Here is a 17,669-nt window from a genome sequence, read left to right on the forward strand (position 1 = left end):
GTCTGTCATCAGCCCCTATCCGATCAGTTCGGGGCGTGTCGATAGAGTGGGGCGTTGGCATCCGGCGATCAAGCTGCCCATTGGCACGAGCTGGCCTGTTGCTGTCCTATCCAGCCCTTTTTCGACATGGTCCTCATCGTCATGAGCACGAGGGATTGGACAGAAAATATCCTATCGCCGCAACGAAATGTCGAATTCTGCGGGAAATGTGCGAAGTTAAGCGAAAGCCGCCGCCTTGCGCAAATGGCCATAGGCTTCGATCACATCCTGCAAAGCGCCTTCATGGCTGCGGTCGCCGCCATTATGATCGGGATGATAGCGCCGCAGCAATTCGGTGTAGCGGGTGCGCAGCGCCTTGCGATCCGCGTCGATGGAAAGGCCCATGACGGCGAGTTGCTTGCGGTCCTCGCCAGACAGGAACTTGCCGTCCTGCCGCATCTGGCTCGCCTCGCGCGCCTTGGCCACCCGCTCCCGGAATTTCGCGCCGATGGCGTCGAGAGGATCCTGGAAATCCGACCATTTCGGCGGCGGGCTGGCGGCGTTGGAGGAAAAGGCGCGCGTCTCCCGCTCCCAGCCGGCATAGGGACGTTGCGCAGCGGCGATCTCTTCCGGGCTCATGCCGGTGAAGAAATTATAGCCCTGGTTGAATTCGCGCACATGGTCGAGGCAGAGCCAGCGCCATTGCGGTCCTTCCTGCTGCGGGCGCGCCCCTTCCAGCGGCGGGGCGCGGAATTCGCCGGGTTGGGGGCAACCCTCTACCGCGCAGGGGCGGTCGCTTTCCACGCGGCCATGGAAGCGGTTGAAGCGGCGGGTCGAAAAGGGATCGGTAGACAAGATGGTCCTGATGAAAATCCGGGCAAAACGTTTATATAGGAAAGATGACCACCGACCTCAAAGGCCCTGTCGCCACTGAAATCGAAGCGCGCCTGCGCGCCGCCCTGTCGCCCGAACAGCTCGCCGTCATCGACGACAGCGAAAAGCATCGCGGCCATGCCGGACATGACGGATCGGGCGAAAGCCATTTCACCGTGGACATCACCTCCCGCCGTTTCATCGGCCAGAGCCGCGTCGCCCGGCAACGGATGGTGAACAGCGCGCTCGCAGAACTGTTACGCGACAAGGTCCACGCTCTCGCTATCAAGGCCCGCGCACCCGGCGAGGCGTGAGACTTTCGGACAGGCTGGCGGGTTCTGCTCCCTGTCAAGGGAGCACGACATCCATGGCCTATGACTTCTGGTACTGGCCGACCATCGCAAGCAGGGGCGAATTCGTCGGGACTTCTGGCTGTTCCACCTTGGTGACGGTGCTGCGCCGCTTCTCCCCCTGCCACTGGCGACGCTTGGATACGCATTTTCGAAACTGTCCGTTCTCCACGACAGGGTTGCGGCGCTGGCCGAATTGCAGGACTATCTGACCAGTGACCGGCGGCTTCCCTTCAATTGGGAAGACATATTCCGCCACTATCCCGAACTGGATGCGCCATGACCCTCGACGACATCATCCTTCAGACGATCACGCCGACCAGCCACAATCTGGGCGATTTCCGCGTGCATCGCTCGCTGCCGGTCAAGGAACGCACGATGGTCGGGCCCTTCATCTTCTTCGACCAGGCTGGCCCAGCCCAGATCGCGCCGGGTCAGGGCATCGACGTACGCCCGCATCCGCATATCAACCTCGCCACCGTGACCTATATGTACGAGGGCGCGTTCCTGCATCGGGACTCGCTCGGCACCGAGCAGCTGATCGAGCCGGGCGCGGTCAACCTCATGACTGCGGGCAAGGGCATCGTGCATTCCGAACGCTCGCCCGAACCAGATCGCGCGAGGGCATCGAAGCTGTCGGCGATCCAGACTTGGCTCGCCCTTCCCGACGCCATCGAGGAAATGGACCCCGCCTTCGAACATGTGGGGGAGGGTGGCCTGCCGGTGATCGAGGATAGCGGCGCACGCGCCCGCGTCATCATGGGATCGCTCTGGGGCGAAACCTCGCCCGTCACCACCTATGCCCATACCATCTATGCCGACATTCAGCTCGCGCCGGGCGGACGGATCGCGATCGATGCTTCCGCCGACGAGCGGGCGCTTTACGTATCGGGCGGCGATGCCATGCTCGACGGGCAGATGCTCAGTCCCCAGACGCTCTACGTCCTGCGTCCCGGCACGTCCGCCACGCTCCGCAGCGTCGACGGCGGACGCCTGGTGCTGTGCGGCGGCGAAGCCTTCACATCGCCGCGCCACGTCTGGTGGAATTTCGTGTCCTCGCGCCCCGACCGCCTGATGCAGGCGCGCGAAGATTGGGAGGCGCTGCGTTTCCCGCTTATCCCCGGCGACGATCAGGAATTCATCCCCATACCCCAAGGGCGACCCAAGACGGTCAGCTATCCCTGATCGCTATCTGGCAGGGGCGCTACTGAACGAATGTCAGCGAAAGGTTTTCGGCATTCTTCGGAATGTCGATCCGGCTCTCGTTGATCGACGCTTCCTCGCCGGGTTTCAGCCGGGCCTTGTCAGCCTTGGTGGTCCAGCTGAACACCAGGCGGTTCTGCCGGTCGCGCAGCTGCACCAGCACCGGCGGCACGGGTAAGACTTCCGCCCCGCTGTTCACGATCCGCGCGCCGAACGCGAAATATTCTTCTCCGGTCGGCAGCTTGCGGCGCTCGGCTGGTTTGGAGAGATAGAAGAGCAGGTCGGGATCGCCCTCTTCCGACACCAGGCCCATCGATACCATCCATCCGGGCGTGCCGAAATAATAAAGCGCGCCGCCCGCCGCGGCGACGATCAGGCAGAAAGCGGCGGCGGCATAGGTCCATAGCTTCAATATGTTGCGCTGCGGCTTCCTGGGCGATGCCGCGTCGGACCATGCCTCTGCATCGTCGGCGTCATCCCGCACGCCCGCGTAGATGTCGTCGAACCGGTGATCCTGCGGAGCCGTTTCAGGCTCCGTTCTCACCGGCTCCGTCACCTCCGCTTGGGCCGGCGCCGGATCAGGATCGGCGGACGGGGCAGGGGGCGTAGCGGGTTGCGGCGGTGGTGCGACTGGGGCGGGGGCAGGAACAGGGGCGGCTTCCGGCGGAGATGCGACGGTCGCTTGCCGCTCCGGCAGCAGCGCCGGTTCCTGGAACCAGCTATGTTTGCACGCCGCGCAGCGGACCTGGCGACCATTGGGGCCGACCGCACTGTCCGGCACGACATAGCGCGTCGCGCAATTGGGGCACACCAGGATCATTTCGCTTCATAATCACGCCAGGGACTCGCACGCAAGCGGCAAGAGGCGGCGCAGCGACATCCTGCGACTCGCGGCTTTGCGCGGGCGGGCTTTACGGCGGCCCGCCCGCTGTGCCATGGCTTGGATATCGGGGACGCAGGGAGCGCGGCGGCGCGATTTTTCAATCTATGTCGGCCATCGTCCAGTTCGAAAATGTCGGCCTGCGCTACGGCCTCGACAGTGAGACGCTTTCCGACGTCAGCTTCTCGCTCGCCAGCGGCGGCTTCTACTTCCTGACCGGCGCGTCGGGCGCGGGCAAGACTTCGCTCCTGAAACTCCTTTATTTGGCCCAGCGGCCCAGCCGGGGCGTCATCCGCCTGTTCGGCGAGGATGTGGTGACCCTGCCGCGCAAGCGCCTGCCCGGCTTCCGCCGCCGCATCGGCGTGGTCTTCCAGGATTTTCGGCTCGTCCCTCATCTGTCCGCTTACGACAATATCGCCCTGCCATTGCGCGTCGCCGGCATGGAGGAAGGGGAAATCGACGCGCCCGTCGCCGAAATGCTGAACTGGGTGGGCCTTGGTGACCGGGGAGAAGCGCGACCCGCGACGCTGTCGGGCGGGGAGCAGCAGCGCGTCGCCATCGCCCGGGCAGTGATCGGCAGGCCTGAGATATTGGTGGCGGACGAGCCGACCGGCAATGTCGATGCAGAGATGGCGAAGCGGCTCCTGACCTTGTTCGAGGCGCTCAATCGGCTGGGCACCACGATCGTCGTCGCCACCCACGATCTGCCCCTGATCGCGCAGGTGTCCGGCGCGCAGATGATGCGATTGGACAAGGGTCGGCTGGCCGATCCCACCGGCACGCTTCGCTACCCGCCGCGCTCGCAGGAGCGTGGGGCGTGACCGGCCGCGCAGGTCGCAAGGCCGCCGTTGCCGCGCGCCACCGCCTGCTTCCGGAAGGCAGGGTGGCTGGCCCCATGCCCTGGATCATCGGCATCATGATGTTCCTGACGGTCTTGTCGGCCGCCGCCGCTTTGGCGATGGCGGCTGCGGTGCGATCGATGAGCGCCGATCTCGCCGGCCGTGCCAGCGTCCAGATTGTGGAAGCGGACGCGGAAACGCGAGCCCGTCTGGCGACGACGGCGCTGCGCCTGTTGCGCGGCAATCCGAATGTCCGGTCAGCCGATCCGGTCGATCCGGCAACGCTGGCCGATCAATTGCGTCCATGGCTCGGCGATGCCGCAACCAACGGCGACCTGCCCGTGCCTGCGCTGATAGATCTCACACTGACGCCCGGCGGCGCGGAAGGCAAGATCGCGGAACTGCGGCGCCGACTGAGCGGTCTCTCCCCCAAAGTGCGGATCGAACCGCATGCGGCCTTTCTCGCGCCGCTCGCTGGCCTCTTGGGCGCCCTGGGCTGGCTTGCGGCCGGCGTTGTCGGGCTGATGGCGCTGGCGACCGGAGCGGTGGTCGTGCTGGCCGCGCGCGGCGCGCATGACAGCCATCGCAGCACCATCGACGTGCTGCACCTGATGGGATCGACAGACGTCCAGATCGCGCGGCTGTTTCAGCGGCGGATCGGTCTCGATGCCCTCTTCGGCAGTGCGCTGGGCTTCGCCTTCGCCGTGCTGGTCATCATCCTCATCGGCCTGCGGCTGTCGGCCGCCGGATCGGACCTGTTGGGCGCGGCGGAGATCGACACGCGCGGCTGGGCGCTGCTCGCGCTGTTGCCGCTGCTCGGAGTCCTGCTCGCCATGCTGGCCGCACGCTGGACCGTGTTGCGCGCCTTGGGGCGGTCGCTGTGATCGTCCGCCTCGCCGCCGTCACCCTGCTCGCCTGGATGTTGGGTTTTGCCTGGTTCGCGATTTTCCTGCCGCAGCCGCTCGACGGACGCGAGACCGACGCCATCGTCGTGCTGACGGGCGGCGCGGGGCGGATCGATCGCGGCCTCTCCCTTCTGGAGGAAGGCGCGGCCAAGCGGATGCTCATCTCCGGCGTCGATCGTTCCGTGCGTCCGGGCGAACTGGCTGCCGAATATGAGGCGCCCGAACGGCTCTTCACCTGCTGCATTACCCTGGGTCGCGAGGCGATCGACACCCGCTCCAACGCGATCGAGACGGCCCGCTGGCTTGACCGGCGCGCCTATCGCACCGTGCGCCTGATCACCACGGACTGGCACATGCGCCGCGCCGCGCTCGAACTGCGGCAGGCGCTGCCCGCGCGCGTCACCATCGTCTATGACGCGGTGCCCAGCCGGCCCAGTTTTTCCGTGCTGCTGCGCGAATATAACAAATATCTGCTTCGCCGCATCGCTGCGCTGATCGGCGTCTGACGGGATCTGGCGATATGGTCACGGCGGTCCGTTCCCTGCTGTTCATGCTCCTATTCTATGTGGGCAGCGTCGGCTTCGTGTTGGCGGCGATGCTCTTCGGCTGGGTCGCGCCGACGGCGGTGCAGCGGATCGCCACGGCTTGGAGCCGCTTTCATCGCGGCTGCGCCCGCTGGCTGCTGGGGCAGAAAGTGGTGGTCGAAGGCGAGCTGCCTCAGGGTCCGTATCTCTATATCGTCAAGCATGAATCGATGTTCGAGACGATCGACATGCTGTGCCTGTTCGACCGTCCGGCTATCGGCGCGAAGCGGGAACTGTTCGATATTCCCTTTTGGGGCGGGATCGCGCGGCGGTACGGCCTGATCCCCATCGAACGCACCGCGGGCGCGAGCGCCCTGCGCACGCTGCGGGCCGCGGCGAAAACGGCGACGGCGGAGGGCCGCGCCATCTGCCTCTTCCCCGAAGGCACGCGTGTGCCGCACGGCGAGCGTCCACCGCTCAAGGCAGGTTTTGCCGGCCTCTACAGCCTGCTGCGCCTGCCTGTCGTGCCGATCGCGATCGACAGCGGCCGGGTTTCGCCGCGAGGGCGGTTCCTAAAACGCTCGGGCGTCATCACCTACAAGGTAGGCGAGATGATCCCACCTGGCCTTGATCGCAAGGATGCCGAGGCGCGGGTCCACGCCGCGATCAACGCCCTCAATCCCTGAGGCCCGTCGCGCTCAGTGCGACCGACCGAAGTCCGGCTTCGCGTCGTCCTGCCCCTCTTCGATGATCGACCGGCGGATCGCGCGGGTGCGGGTGAAGAGCGTGAAGAGCGCATCCCCGTCATTCCAGCGAATCGCCCGCTGAAGCGCCGAGAGATCCTCGGAAAAGCGTTGCAGCATTTCCAGCACGGCATCTTTGTTCGCCAGGAACACGTCGCGCCACATGGTGGGATCGGACGCGGCGATGCGGGTGAAGTCGCGAAAGCCGCCGGCCGAATATTTGATGACTTCGCTGCGGGTCACGTCTTCCAGGTCACTGGCCGTGCCGACGATGGTGTAGGCGATGAGGTGAGGCAGGTGACTGGTCACCGCCAGCACCAGATCATGGTGCGCAGGTTCCATCGTCTCCACCTGAGCCCCCAGCCGGCGCCACAGTTCCGCTACACGCTCCACCGCGGTTGGGTCGGCGTCGTGCGGCGGGGTGACGATCGACCAGCGTCCCTTGAACAGCGTGGCGAAGCCGGCTTCCGGGCCGCTATTCTCCGTGCCCGCTACAGGATGCGCGGGGACGATGCTGTGGTGCGGCAACGCCGTGCTCAGTTGCGCCAGCACGTCCGCCTTGCAGGAACCCACATCGCTGACGATAGCGTCGGCGGGCAGGTCGTCGGCGATCTCGGCAGCGGCGGCGCCCATGGCGCGGACCGGCACGCACAGGATGACAAGGTCAGCGTCCGTCACCGAGGCACCCGCCGTGTCGGTGATGTCGTCGCACAGGTCGATGCGGCGTGCGATATCGCGCACCGCCGGATCGGCGTCATGCCCTGTCACTCGCACTGTCGGCATTTCGGCGCGGATAGCGCGGCAGAGCGAGGAGCCGATCAGTCCCAGGCCGATGATGGTGATGCGGGCAAGGGGCAGCATCGCGTCAGGCCGCCTCCGCCATGGCGCGCAGCTTCGCGGCGACGGCGCGGGTCTGATCCTCCGTTCCGATGGTGACGCGCAGGCCGTTGGGCAAGCCTTGTCCGGGTAGCCAGCGGGTGGCGAAGCCTTCGTCCCACAGCCCCTTCATCGCGGCTTCGGCGGTCAGCGCGCCGTCGAATAGGATGAGCAGGAAGTTAGTCTTGCTCGGCACCGCGCGCAGGCCATGGTTGGAGAGGGAAGCGACTTCGCCCGCGAGCCAGTCGCGCCAGCGCGCATTATGGGCGCGGCTTTGTTCGACCCAGGCGGTGTCGGCGATGGCTGCGATGGCGGCGGCTTGGCCGGCGGTCGTCACGTTGAACGGCGCGCGGATGCGGTGGAGCATGTCGATGACATGGGCCGGGCCATAGCCCCAGCCGATCCGTTCCGCCGCGAGGCCATAGATTTTGGAGAAGGTGCGGGTGACCAGGATATTGGACGCGGTGCGCGCCAGTTCGAGGCCGCCGTCATCCTCGTCCGCGTCCAGATATTCGGCATAGGCCTGATCCAGCACGAACAGGATGTCGGGGCGCAGCCCGGCGTGGAGCCGCGCGATTTCGGCGCGCGACGTCATCGTGCCGGTGGGATTGTTGGGGTTGGCGAGGAAGACGACCTTCGTCCGGTCCGTCACCGCCGCGAGCAGGGCGTCGACATCGGTCGCATAGTCGCGGTCGGGCGCGATGACGGGCGTCGCGCCGACGCGCCGGGCGGCGATGTCATAGACGGAAAAGCCGTAGCGGACATACAGCACCTCATCCCCCGGCCCGGCATAGGCGGAGGCGGCGAGGTGGAGGAGTTCGTCGGACCCTGTGCCGTAAATCACCCGCGCGGGATCGAGATTGTGCGCTGTGCCGATCGCCTCGCGCAACGCCGTGGCGGATGGGTCGGGGTAGGTCGCCATGTCGGCGGTCGCCGCAAGGAACGCGTCGCGTGCGGCCTTTCCGGTGCCCAGCGGATTTTCATTGGCGCTGAGCTTGATGAGGGGACGGCCGTCATCCGCCGCGGCCTTGCCGGGCACATAGGCGGAAATGCCGAGAATCCAGTCCTTGGGAGCGGGTTTGAGAGCGAGATCGGTCATGGCCGGGGCTTTAGCGGGTTCGGGGAGAAAGGCAAAGTCGGCGGCGCATCAGGGGCCGCTCCCGAAGTTCACACCGTAGTCGACGCTTTTCCGCCGAAAACGTCCGCGACGCGCTCGCGACGCTCTCCACATGCTTTCCCGACGCCTCCCCGAAGCGCTCGCGAAGCTTCTCCTCCTATGCGGCTTTTCCTACACGACCGGGGTCAAAAGCGGCCGTCCCGCGAAATGCGCGTCGAGATTGGCGAGCACGAGGTCGGCCATCGCCTTGCGCGTGTGTCGGGTGGCGCTGCCCTGATGCGGCTGCAGCACGACATGATCCATGGCGAGCAGGGCTTGGGGGACATGCGGCTCCTGCGCGAAGACATCGAGCCCCGCGCCGGCGATGCGCCCGTCCGCCAGCGCCGCGACCAGCGCGGCTTCGTCCACCACGCTGCCCCGGCTGATGTTCACCAGCACGCCGTCCGGCCCCAGCGCTTCGAGCATCGCGCCGTCCACCAGCTGCGCCGCTTCCGGCCCGCCGGAGGTCGCGACCATGATGACGTCGCACTGCCGCGCGAAGTCGATGCGGTCGGCGACGTAGCGATAGGGCGCGCCCGTCGCTTCCCGGCGGTTATGGTAGAGGATCTCGCCCGCCACCGGCTCCAGCCGCCTGGCGATCGCCCGGCCGATGCGGCCGAGGCCCAATATGCCGATGCGCGATCCCGTCACCCGGCCCGACAGGGCAGGCATTTCCCCGCGCGCCCAAGCGCCCGCGCGCACCAGCCGGTCGTTGGCGGCGATGTTGCGGACGGTGGCGTAGAGCAGCCCCACGGCAAGGTCCGCCGTATCGTCGGTCAGCACGTCGGGCGTGTTGGTGACGCGGATGCCCTTCGCGCGGGCATGGTCGACATCGACCTTGTCGTAGCCGACGGAAAATAGCGCGATCATCTCCAGCCGTGGCAACGCGTCCATGATTGCGGCAGGCGCGCCGACCGATCCGAAGCTGACCAGCGCGCGCGATTGCCGCACCTCGTCCGGCAGGGCGGACAGGTCGGCGTCCGCCGCCAGCCGGTGGAGCGTGAAGCGGCGGCCCAGCTCGCCGTCCAGATAGGGATTGAGATGGCCGTAGCCGAGGACGGGGGGCTTGCCATGCGGCGGGGGGATATCGGTCATCGCGTCGCTGTAGCGGCTGGTGCTTCGTGAAGCCAGAATGTCGGCCCAGATTGACAGCGAGCCGCGCCGGTCCTAGCCCCGCGCCATCATGGCGAGCCTCCCGTCCAGCGAAGACAGCCGTTTCGGCCTGCGCCGGCAGGCGCGCCTGACCGCGCCGCTGCACCTGTCGAGCGGGGCGAGCCTTGGCCCGGTGGACATCGCCTACGAAACCTATGGTGCGATGAACGCGGACAAGTCCAACGTCATCCTGATCTGCCATGCGCTGACCGGCGATCAATATGTAGCTTCCGACCATCCCGTCACTGGCAAGCCCGGATGGTGGTGGCGGCTGGTGGGAGAGGGCAAGCCGGTCGATCCCGCCCGCCATTTCATCATCTGCTCCAACGTCATCGGCAGCTGCATGGGATCGTCCGGCCCCGCCAGCATCGATCCCGTGACGGGCGATCCCTTCGCCATGCGCTTTCCGGTGCTGACCATCGCCGACATGGTGCGCGCGCAGGCGGCGCTGCTCGACCATCTGGGGGTGGAGCGGCTGAAGGCGGTGATCGGCGGATCGATGGGGGGGATGCAGGCGCTGACCTGGCCCACCCTGTTTCCCGACCGCGTGGAAAGCTGCGTCGTGATCGCTTCCACCGCGCGGCACAGCGCGCAGAACATCGCCTTCCATGAAGTCGGGCGGCAGGCGATCATGGCCGATCCGAACTGGCGCGGGGGCGATTATTATGCGGACGGACAGGCGCCGGTCGCGGGCCTTGCGGTGGCACGCATGGCGGCGCACATCACCTATCTGTCGGAAGCGGGGCTGACGGAAAAATTCGGCCGGCGGCTGCAGGCACGCGACGCAAAGACCTTCGGCTTCGACGCCGATTTCCAGGTGGAAAGCTATTTGCGGCATCAGGGGTTGAGCTTCACCGACCGGTTCGACGCCAACTCCTATCTCTACATCACCCGCGCGATGGACTATTACGACATTGCCGAGGATCATGGCGGATCGCTCGCCATGGCGTTCGCGGGCACGAAGGCGCGCTTCTGCCTCGTCAGCTTCGATACCGACTGGCTCTATCCGACCGCGGAATCGCGGATCATCGTCCATGCGCTGAACGCCAGCGGCGCGCAGGCGAGCTTCGTCGAACTGTCCAGCCCGTTCGGCCATGACGCCTTCTTGCTGGAATGTCCGGAGCTGAACCGGGTGGTGGACGGCTTCCTGCGCGGCGGGCGGGCGTGAGCGCGGCGCTGCGTCCCGACCTGGCGCTGATCGCGCGCACCGTGCGGACGGGCGCGCGGGTGCTGGATGTGGGGTGCGGCGACGGCGCGCTGATGGCGGCGCTGCGCGACAATGCGGGGGCGGATGCACGCGGGCTGGAGATCGACGGATCCAACGTCGCGGCCGCCGTGGCGCGCGGGCTTTCCGTGGTTCAGGGGGACGCGGACACCGACCTTGGCTATTATCCCGACGCCAGTTTCGACTATGCGATATTGAGCCAGACGCTTCAGACGACGCGGCGGCCCGATCTGGTGGTGGAAGAATTGCTGCGCATCGGCGCGCAGGCTTTCGTGTCCTTTCCCAACTTCGCGCACTGGCGCGGGCGGCTGTCGCTGATGTGGGGCGGGCGGATGCCGGTGACCCGGCTGCTGCCGGACACATGGTATGACACGCTCAACATCCACCATGTGACCGTCGACGATTTCCGCGCGCTGGTGAAGGATCGCGGCTGGCATATCGACGGGCAGTGGTTCCTGAAGGGCGACCGCGAAACGACCCATGCGAACGCCAATCTGTTCGCAGAACATGCGGTGTTCCTGCTGCGGAAATAGGCAGGCTCAGGATCGCGGGTCAGGAGCGCGGCGCGACGCGCAGGCCGAAGGTCGCGCGGTCGAGCGGCGTCGTCCGGCGGCGCGGCGGTTCCGGCTGGACGCGGCCGACGCCTTCGGTCAGCGCTGCTGCATAGACCGGCCGGTCGGGCGCACCGGGCTTCGCAGCCGCGCGCATCAGTTGTTCGACTGCTACCGGCTCATCGAAGGCGACGCCGAAATAGCGGTCCGACACCCACGCGACGCGTGCAGCAATTTCCAGGTCGCCCCGGGACAGCAGGATGGCCGTGCCCACCGGCGGGGCCTTGCCCTCGATCTTCGCGCCGCCTTCCGACAGGTTGCGGATCCGCACCGTCTGCATGGACGCGCTCTGTTGCTGGCTGTCCATCGCGGCGTCGATGAAAACGCTCGATCTTTTGGGGCGCGGGGGCTGGTCCGTCATGTGGCTCGCCTTGGCTTCGCCATGATAATGCATGGGTCGATCGGAGGTTTCCTCCGCCGCGTCAAGTCAGCTCCGCCACCCTCTGTCCGATCCGGCGCAATTCATCGACGAAGCGGGCGCGCTCCTCGGCGCGCCGGCCCTCGTCGGGCAGGCGGAGGAGATAGCTGGGATGGACCGTCACCCACCCTTCCGCACCGCTTTCCAGAGGGATAGCCGCACCCCGGCTGCGGCTGATGGTCACCGCCTTGCCCAGCATCGCGCGGGCGGCCGACGCGCCGAGCGCGACGATCAGCCGGGGCCGGACAAGATCGATTTCCTGTCCCAGCCACCAGCGGCAGGCCTGGATCTCGCCCGCATCAGGGGACTGATGCAGCCGCCGCTTGCCGCGCCGTTCGAACTTGAAATGCTTGACTGCATTGGTGACGTAAGCGGCGGCCCGGTCTACGCCGGCCTGCTCAAGCGCCTGATCGAACAGCTGGCCTGCCGGGCCGACGAAGGGACGGCCGGCCAAATCCTCCTGATCGCCCGGCTGTTCGCCGATGAAGAGCAGCGGCGCGTCGAGCGGACCTTCGCCGAACACGGTCTGGGTGGCGTCCTGATAGAGCGGGCAGCGGGTGCAGACCATCGCCTCCTCGCGGATCGCGGCCCAGACGGGGGCGACGTTGCCGCGCTGCACCGGTGGGGTTTGGGACGGCGTTGGCTTTCGCGGCTTTTCGGGCAGAGGTGTGGTCGCGATCATGGCTGCCTCCCGCGCCTGCGCGCCGGCGATGAGGTCGGGGATGAGCGCGGCTTCAGGCAGGTTGCGCCAATATTTTTTTGGCATTTCCGACAGCATCGCGCCGGTCTTGAGCCGGGCCGGATTGAAGATCGCGGCATAATAGCCCTTCCACAAAGCCTCGACCGGGTCGCCCTCCGGCGCATCGGCGCGGCTAGCGCCCGGTCCTTCGCTCAACGTCTGAGCGTCCCAATGGATGCTGATGTCCGGCGTCAGTATGGACCAGCGCATCGCGGCGAAGCGACGGACGAAGAAGCCGGCATTGGCGCGCACGATATGATGGTCGGGCTCGAACCAGGCGACGAAGCGGGTGTGGCCGTCCGCCTCCACCTCGCGGAAGCGGACGAAGGCGCGCATCTTGTGGATGTCGCGGCGCACCGCCTTCGCCAGCCCGTCGATGCGTCGGAGGAGCGGGTCCGCCTTGTCCTCCATCGCGCCCGGACGGTCGCGCACCTGGACCAGCAGCGCATAGAGCAGCGCGAAGCGTTCGGCGTCGCTGTGGAGGATCGCGCTCTCGGCAAGATCAACGAAGGCGCGCGGGACGGAAAAGGCGGCGCGCAGCGGCTCGGGCGGGAGGGGGTCTGCCGCGAAGAGGTCGGCGGGGGTGTCACCGACCTGCCAATGCACATCGGCGGGATCGACGCCCGCCACCGCCAGCCGCCGCGCCGCCGCGCGCCAGCCGTCGAAATCGTCGGGAGCGGAGAGGGCGACGCGGTGCATCAAGGGCTGGCGCGGCGGCGACCTAGTCCTCCGCCTGCGCGCGTTCCAGCTCGGCGGGCTTGCGTTCGGCGAAACGCTCGCCCAGCGTCCGTTCCTCCTCGTCGGTCAAGTCCTTGGCGGCGTCCGGGAACATCTCCTCTTCCTCCTCCTCGATATGGTGGAGGTAGCGCTTCTTGAGCTGGGCGAAGGTTTCGCGCCAGTCCTGGCCGTTGAATTCCTGCTCCTCCATCTCCTCCAGATAATCCTCGATCTCCTTATGCTCGGACACGCTGTGCTGGGCGTCTTCGCGCAGGTCGGGGCGGGCAAGCATGGTGGCGTAGAGCGTTTCCTCCTCGGCGGCGGCGTGGGCTTTTACCTCGACCTTGAACTGGGCGAACAGCTTTTCCAGGCGGTCGGCATCGTCCTTCGCTTCGTCCATCTTGGCGAAGAGCTGGCGATGGCTGTCATGATCCTGCTTGAGGCGATCGAAGATGGTGGCGTCGGCCATGGGGGTTCCTCCTTGTTCCAGCCAAGGAGAACGTGGGCGCGCCCGATTGGGTCCGAGCCTACCCGAAGAGGAAGCGGTAGATGATGCCGACGGGGATCCAGAGCAGCGCGCCAAGCAGGCTGGCGGCCCAGAGCTGCACGACATCGCGGCGGAAGCGCACGATGAGGCCGCCCTGCGACAGGCCGCCCTGCTCCAGCATCTGCCAGCGATGTTCGAGTCCCCGCGCCGCGACCGCGAAGCCGCCGATGGCGATGACGATGCCGAGGTGCAGGACGAGCGATCCGCCCATCTTCGCGACGATGCCGATTTGCAGGAGGCAGAAGACGACCAGCGCAGCGGCGAGATGCGAGCTGATGCGTTTGGCGAAGCTCTTGCGCGAATGCGCGCCGTTGCCAAGTGCGGTCGCCAAGACCCCATCCTCCTTCAAAAGACCCTGATGCGAGAATTTCACGAGTCGGCGCGGCAATCAACCGCAAAATGACGTTTATGTGAAGAGGTCGAGCTGGCGCGCGGGGGGCGCGAGGCGCGTGCGCAGGTCGGCCCGGTCGGTGAGCGCCAGCGGACGCCAGTCGGCGGCGATCAGGAAGGGCCGCAGCTTGCGGATGGAGGTGGTGAGCCGCGCGACATCGTCCAGCCGCAGCCGGCGATGGCGGCGGCTCAGCAGGATGCGGTCGACCGCCTTCACGCCAAGGCCGGGCACGCGCAGCAGCGCTTCGCGCGGTGCGCGGTTCACGTCCACGGGGAAGGCGGCGCGGTGGTTCAGCGCCCAGGCGAGCTTGGGATCGATGTCGAGCGGCAGGCATCCGGTCGCCCGATCGGTCGCGGCCGCGATTTCGCCCGCGTCATAGCCGTAGAAGCGGATCATCCAGTCGGATTGGTAGAGCCGATGTTCGCGCATCAGGGGCGGGCGCTTGAGCGGCAACACGGCGCTGGGCGAGGGGATTGGGGAGAAGGCGCTGTAATAGACGCGGCGGAGGCGATGCCGGTCGTAGAGCGTGCTGGCGCGCGCGATGATAGCGCGGTCGTCGGCCGCGTCCGCCCCCACGATCATCTGCGTCGATTGTCCCGCAGGGGCGAAGCGGGGGGCGTGGCGATATTTCTTTCGGGCGTCCTTCTTGTCCTCGATCTCGTTCCTGAGCTGGCCCATGGCGCCCTCGATCCGACCGCCATCCTTTTCCGGCGCGAGGCGCTTCAAACCCCCTTCGGTCGGCAGTTCGACATTGATGGAGAGGCGGTCGGCATAGAGCCCTGCCAAGTTCAGCAATCCGGGGTCGGCGTCCGGGATAGTCTTGAGGTGGATGTAACCGCGGAAATCATGATCCTCGCGCAGCGATCGCGCGACCTCCACCAATTGCTCCATCGTATAGTCGGAGGAGCGGATGATCCCCGAGGAAAGGAACAGACCCTCGATATAGTTGCGGCGATAGAAGTTGAGCGTCAGGTCCACCACCTCGCGCGCGGTGAAGCGGGCCCGGCGCACGTCGCTCGACCGGCGGTTGATGCAATAATGGCAATCGAAGATGCAGCTGTTCGTCAGCAATATCTTGAGCAGGGAGATGCAGCGACCGTCGGGCGCATAGGCGTGGCAGATGCCCATGCCTTCGGTCGAGCCGATGCCCTTGCCCCCGCGACTGTCGCGCTTCGCCGTGCCGGACGAGGCGCAGGACGCGTCATATTTTGCCGCGTCGGCGAGGATTTCCAGCTTTTGCCGGGTGGAAAGCTGCGTCATTCGTTCCTGATATGTTCAGTGCGCGCTTCTGTCCATGATCTGCATCAAGCCTGACCAAAAGGGCATGGCTGTCCCCCAGATGGCGGCCGCCGCCGGTCAGGTCCCCGCCCCGTCCCCGTCGCTGGCCCCGTCGAGAACCTGTCGTACCTTCATCGCCAGCTGGTCCAGCGTGAAGGGCTTGGGCAGGAAGGCGAGGCCGGGATCCAGCATACCGTTATGGACGATGGCGTTGCGAGTATATCCGGTGGTGTAGAGGATTTTGAGGCCCGGCCGCTGCGCCTGCGCCCGGTCGGCAAGCTCGCGGCCATTGATGCCGGGCATGACGATGTCGGTGAACAGCATGTCGATGCGCGGCTGGATCGTCAGCATCTCCAGCGCCTGCTCGCCGTCCGACGCCTGTACCACGGTATAGCCCAATTCGCGCAGCGAATCGACGGACATATGGCGGACACGTTCCTCATCCTCCACCACCAGGACGATCTCCTCGTCGCGGGCGCGCGGCAGGCTGTCGGATGCGGGGGCGGCATAGCCGGTGCCCAGCTCCGCGCCATAATGACGCGGCAGGTAGATCTTGATCGTCGTGCCTTCGTCCGGCTCCGAATAGATTTTGACATGGCCGTGCGATTGCTTGACGAAGCCGAACACCTGGCTGAGGCCGAGGCCAGTACCCTTGCCCACCCCCTTGGTGGTGAAGAAGGGGTCGAAGGCGCGCTCCACCACATGCGGCGGCATGCCGGTGCCGGTGTCGGTCACCGACACCATCACATATTGGCCTGGCGAAACGTCCGCATGCGCGGCGGCATAGGCATCGTCGAGATGGGCGTTGCCGGTTTCGATCGTCAGGTGGCCGCCGCCCGGCATCGCATCCCGCGCATTGACGCACAGGTTCAGGATCGCGCTTTCCAGCTGGTTGGCGTCGATGCTGGCGCGCCAGAGGCCGCCGGCGAGCACGGATTCGACGCGCACATCTTCCCCGATCGTGCGGCGCAGCAGTTCGGACATGCCGCCCACCAGCTTGTTGACGTCGGTCGGTTGCGGGTCGAGCGGCTGCTGGCGGGAGAAGGCGAGCAGGCGGGCGGTGAGCTGCGCGGCGCGCTGTGCCCCTTCCGCCGCATTGTCTATGCCGCGGGCGATGCGCGGATCGCCATCTTCGCCCAGCCGCCGCTTCGCCATGTCGAGCGACCCGATGACGATGGCGAGCATGTTGTTGAAATCATGCGCGATGCCGCCGGTCAGCTGGCCGATGGATTCCATTTTCTGCACCTGACGGAGTTGCGCCTGCGCCGCTTCGCGCTCCTCCGCTTCGGCAATCAGCCGGTCGTTGGCGCTCTGCAGCGCCTCGCGGCTTTCCACCGCTTCGGTAACGCGGCGCTGGGCGGTGCGCAGGGCCATCAACCCCAGGACGATGACGAGCGCGGCGCTCAGCAGCAGGCCGGCCGTGACCATGGCGCTCAACCGCCCCGCCTGCATCGAACGGGTGCGCAGCAATTGCTCCTCGCGCGCCTTCATCCTGGCGATTTCGGCCCGGATGCTCGACATCAGCACCAGCCCCTGCAGCAGAACGGTGGAGTCGGGTTGCCGCCCCGCGCGTCGCGCCTCTATGTTGGTCTGCAGCCGTTGTACGCGCCGGTCGATCAGCGCCGCCACCTTCTCAAGCGAGCGGAACTGTTCGGGATTGTCGCTGACGTCGGCCTGCAGCTCGCGCACTTCATCCCGCCAGGTCGCGCGGAATTCCTCGTAGGAACCGAGAAAATCGTCCTTCCGCGTCAGGAGGAAGCCGCGCTGGGCGCTTTCCGCCGCCTGCGCGCGGGACAGCAGCATGGAGAGGCGATTTTCCACCCGCAGGGTGTGGCGCACCCATGCCGCCTCGGCCTGCTGGCCGGTGTAAAGCCACAGCGTCCCCCCGACCGCGATCATCACGACCGCGAGTGCAAGCAACAGAATGACGACGGATCGTTCAGGACGCAGGGCAGGCATGGCGCAACGTCATGAGTCATTCGCCGCCTCAGGGCAAGCGACTTGTCCTTGCTTTACTTGCCAAAAGGCGTCCGGGTGGCCGCCGTCAACCGATGAAGCCAAAGAGGCAGGCGGCGCTGGCGGCCCACAAGCCCGCGCTGAACACCAGCGCGAGCGGCAAAGCCCGCATCACGCCGGAGACATCTTCGTACCGGTGATCATAATCGCCTTGTGCAGAAACGGCCTGCCCCAGAACAGCCATCCAACTCTCCTAAATTTACACTTTTATGCAAACACTTACCCGAAGTGACATTTTAGTATCAGA

The 17,669-nt window shown here is 66.5% G+C and carries 21 protein-coding genes; 8 read left to right on the top strand and 13 right to left on the bottom strand.

What is annotated here, in order from left to right; all coding sequences use genetic code 11:
- Positions 1-216 precede the first annotated feature (216 nt).
- Positions 217-834, bottom strand: coding sequence for a DnaJ domain-containing protein (locus ACFQ24_RS16510; RefSeq protein WP_380913180.1), 618 nt, complete (start codon positions 832-834; stop codon positions 217-219).
- Between the two features lie 44 nt (positions 835-878).
- Here ACFQ24_RS16510 and ACFQ24_RS16515 point away from each other — a divergent pair, with 44 nt between their 5' ends.
- Positions 879-1,166, top strand: coding sequence for a BolA family protein (locus ACFQ24_RS16515; RefSeq protein WP_380913182.1), 288 nt, complete (start codon positions 879-881; stop codon positions 1,164-1,166).
- A gap of 58 nt (positions 1,167-1,224) precedes the next feature.
- On the opposite strand, the gene ACFQ24_RS16520 is transcribed toward ACFQ24_RS16515, so the two are convergent.
- The gene (locus tag ACFQ24_RS16520) at positions 1,225-1,461 is read right to left on the bottom strand and encodes a hypothetical protein (protein WP_380913184.1); all 237 of its coding nucleotides are present in this window, start codon (positions 1,459-1,461) and stop codon (positions 1,225-1,227) included.
- 20 nt (positions 1,462-1,481) lie between these two features.
- On the opposite strand from ACFQ24_RS16520, the gene ACFQ24_RS16525 reads away from it, so the two are divergent.
- Positions 1,482-2,387 carry a pirin family protein gene (locus ACFQ24_RS16525; protein WP_380913186.1) on the top strand — a complete coding sequence of 302 codons (906 nt, stop codon included), beginning with the start codon at positions 1,482-1,484 and terminating at the stop codon, positions 2,385-2,387.
- Positions 2,388-2,406: 19 nt separating this feature from the next.
- Here ACFQ24_RS16525 and ACFQ24_RS16530 read toward each other — a convergent pair whose 3' ends face one another.
- Positions 2,407-3,225 carry a zinc-ribbon domain-containing protein gene (locus ACFQ24_RS16530; RefSeq protein ID WP_380913188.1) on the bottom strand — a complete coding sequence of 273 codons (819 nt, stop codon included), beginning with the start codon at positions 3,223-3,225 and terminating at the stop codon, positions 2,407-2,409.
- Positions 3,226-3,392: 167 nt separating this feature from the next.
- Here ACFQ24_RS16530 and ftsE point away from each other — a divergent pair, with 167 nt between their 5' ends.
- From ftsE to ACFQ24_RS16550, 4 genes are read left to right on the top strand one after another with little or no spacing between them, the layout of a single operon-like run.
- Complete coding sequence (ftsE, locus tag ACFQ24_RS16535) at positions 3,393-4,106, top strand: cell division ATP-binding protein FtsE (RefSeq protein WP_380913190.1); 714 nt, start codon at positions 3,393-3,395, stop codon at positions 4,104-4,106.
- Positions 4,103-5,008 (top strand): cell division protein FtsX, encoded by a 906-nt coding sequence (locus ACFQ24_RS16540; RefSeq protein ID WP_380913192.1) that lies wholly within the window; start codon positions 4,103-4,105, stop codon positions 5,006-5,008. The genes ftsE and ACFQ24_RS16540 overlap by 4 nt, the downstream gene beginning before the upstream one ends.
- Positions 5,005-5,535 carry a YdcF family protein gene (locus ACFQ24_RS16545; protein WP_380913194.1) on the top strand — a complete coding sequence of 177 codons (531 nt, stop codon included), beginning with the start codon at positions 5,005-5,007 and terminating at the stop codon, positions 5,533-5,535. Before ACFQ24_RS16540 ends, ACFQ24_RS16545 begins: the two co-directional genes overlap by 4 nt.
- A gap of 14 nt (positions 5,536-5,549) precedes the next feature.
- Complete coding sequence (locus ACFQ24_RS16550; RefSeq protein WP_380913196.1) at positions 5,550-6,239, top strand: lysophospholipid acyltransferase family protein; 690 nt, start codon at positions 5,550-5,552, stop codon at positions 6,237-6,239.
- Between the two features lie 12 nt (positions 6,240-6,251).
- Here the strand turns inward: ACFQ24_RS16550 and ACFQ24_RS16555 are convergent, their stop codons facing one another.
- From ACFQ24_RS16555 to ACFQ24_RS16565, 3 genes are all read right to left on the bottom strand, one after another.
- Positions 6,252-7,157, bottom strand: a complete 906-nt coding sequence (locus tag ACFQ24_RS16555) for a prephenate/arogenate dehydrogenase family protein (protein WP_380913198.1) — start codon at positions 7,155-7,157, stop codon at positions 6,252-6,254.
- Between the two features lie 4 nt (positions 7,158-7,161).
- Entirely contained in the window at positions 7,162-8,271 is a 1,110-nt protein-coding gene (locus ACFQ24_RS16560) for a pyridoxal phosphate-dependent aminotransferase (protein ID WP_380913200.1), read from the bottom strand.
- A 189-nt stretch (positions 8,272-8,460) separates the two neighbouring features.
- Positions 8,461-9,423 carry a 2-hydroxyacid dehydrogenase gene (locus ACFQ24_RS16565; RefSeq protein ID WP_380913202.1) on the bottom strand — a complete coding sequence of 321 codons (963 nt, stop codon included), beginning with the start codon at positions 9,421-9,423 and terminating at the stop codon, positions 8,461-8,463.
- A gap of 88 nt (positions 9,424-9,511) precedes the next feature.
- Here ACFQ24_RS16565 and metX point away from each other — a divergent pair, with 88 nt between their 5' ends.
- Complete coding sequence (gene metX, locus ACFQ24_RS16570) at positions 9,512-10,648, top strand: homoserine O-acetyltransferase MetX (RefSeq protein ID WP_380913204.1); 1,137 nt, start codon at positions 9,512-9,514, stop codon at positions 10,646-10,648.
- Positions 10,645-11,238, top strand: a complete 594-nt coding sequence (metW, locus tag ACFQ24_RS16575; RefSeq protein ID WP_380913206.1) for a methionine biosynthesis protein MetW — start codon at positions 10,645-10,647, stop codon at positions 11,236-11,238. The genes metX and metW overlap by 4 nt, the downstream gene beginning before the upstream one ends.
- A gap of 19 nt (positions 11,239-11,257) precedes the next feature.
- Here metW and ACFQ24_RS16580 read toward each other — a convergent pair whose 3' ends face one another.
- From ACFQ24_RS16580 to ACFQ24_RS16610, 7 genes are all read right to left on the bottom strand, one after another.
- Positions 11,258-11,677, bottom strand: coding sequence for a PilZ domain-containing protein (locus ACFQ24_RS16580; protein ID WP_380913208.1), 420 nt, complete (start codon positions 11,675-11,677; stop codon positions 11,258-11,260).
- A 61-nt stretch (positions 11,678-11,738) separates the two neighbouring features.
- Positions 11,739-13,172 (bottom strand): UdgX family uracil-DNA binding protein, encoded by a 1,434-nt coding sequence (locus tag ACFQ24_RS16585; RefSeq protein ID WP_380913210.1) that lies wholly within the window; start codon positions 13,170-13,172, stop codon positions 11,739-11,741.
- Positions 13,173-13,194: 22 nt separating this feature from the next.
- On the bottom strand, positions 13,195-13,659 hold the full coding sequence (locus ACFQ24_RS16590) for a hemerythrin domain-containing protein (protein ID WP_380913212.1): 465 nt from the start codon (positions 13,657-13,659) through the stop codon (positions 13,195-13,197).
- Positions 13,660-13,717: 58 nt separating this feature from the next.
- On the bottom strand, positions 13,718-14,068 hold the full coding sequence (locus ACFQ24_RS16595) for a hypothetical protein (protein ID WP_380913213.1): 351 nt from the start codon (positions 14,066-14,068) through the stop codon (positions 13,718-13,720).
- 75 nt (positions 14,069-14,143) lie between these two features.
- Positions 14,144-15,388: a putative DNA modification/repair radical SAM protein gene (locus ACFQ24_RS16600; RefSeq protein ID WP_380913215.1), complete on the bottom strand. Its 1,245-nt coding sequence runs from the start codon at positions 15,386-15,388 to the stop codon at positions 14,144-14,146.
- Between the two features lie 96 nt (positions 15,389-15,484).
- A complete protein-coding gene (locus ACFQ24_RS16605) occupies positions 15,485-17,365 on the bottom strand; it encodes a CHASE3 domain-containing protein (RefSeq protein WP_380913216.1) in 1,881 nt (626 codons plus the stop codon).
- A gap of 85 nt (positions 17,366-17,450) precedes the next feature.
- Complete coding sequence (locus tag ACFQ24_RS16610) at positions 17,451-17,606, bottom strand: hypothetical protein (protein ID WP_380913218.1); 156 nt, start codon at positions 17,604-17,606, stop codon at positions 17,451-17,453.
- Positions 17,607-17,669 lie beyond the last annotated feature (63 nt).

It is taken from the genome of Sphingobium olei, assembly GCF_042678845.1.
Taxonomy (GTDB): Bacteria; Pseudomonadota; Alphaproteobacteria; order Sphingomonadales; family Sphingomonadaceae; genus Sphingobium; species Sphingobium olei.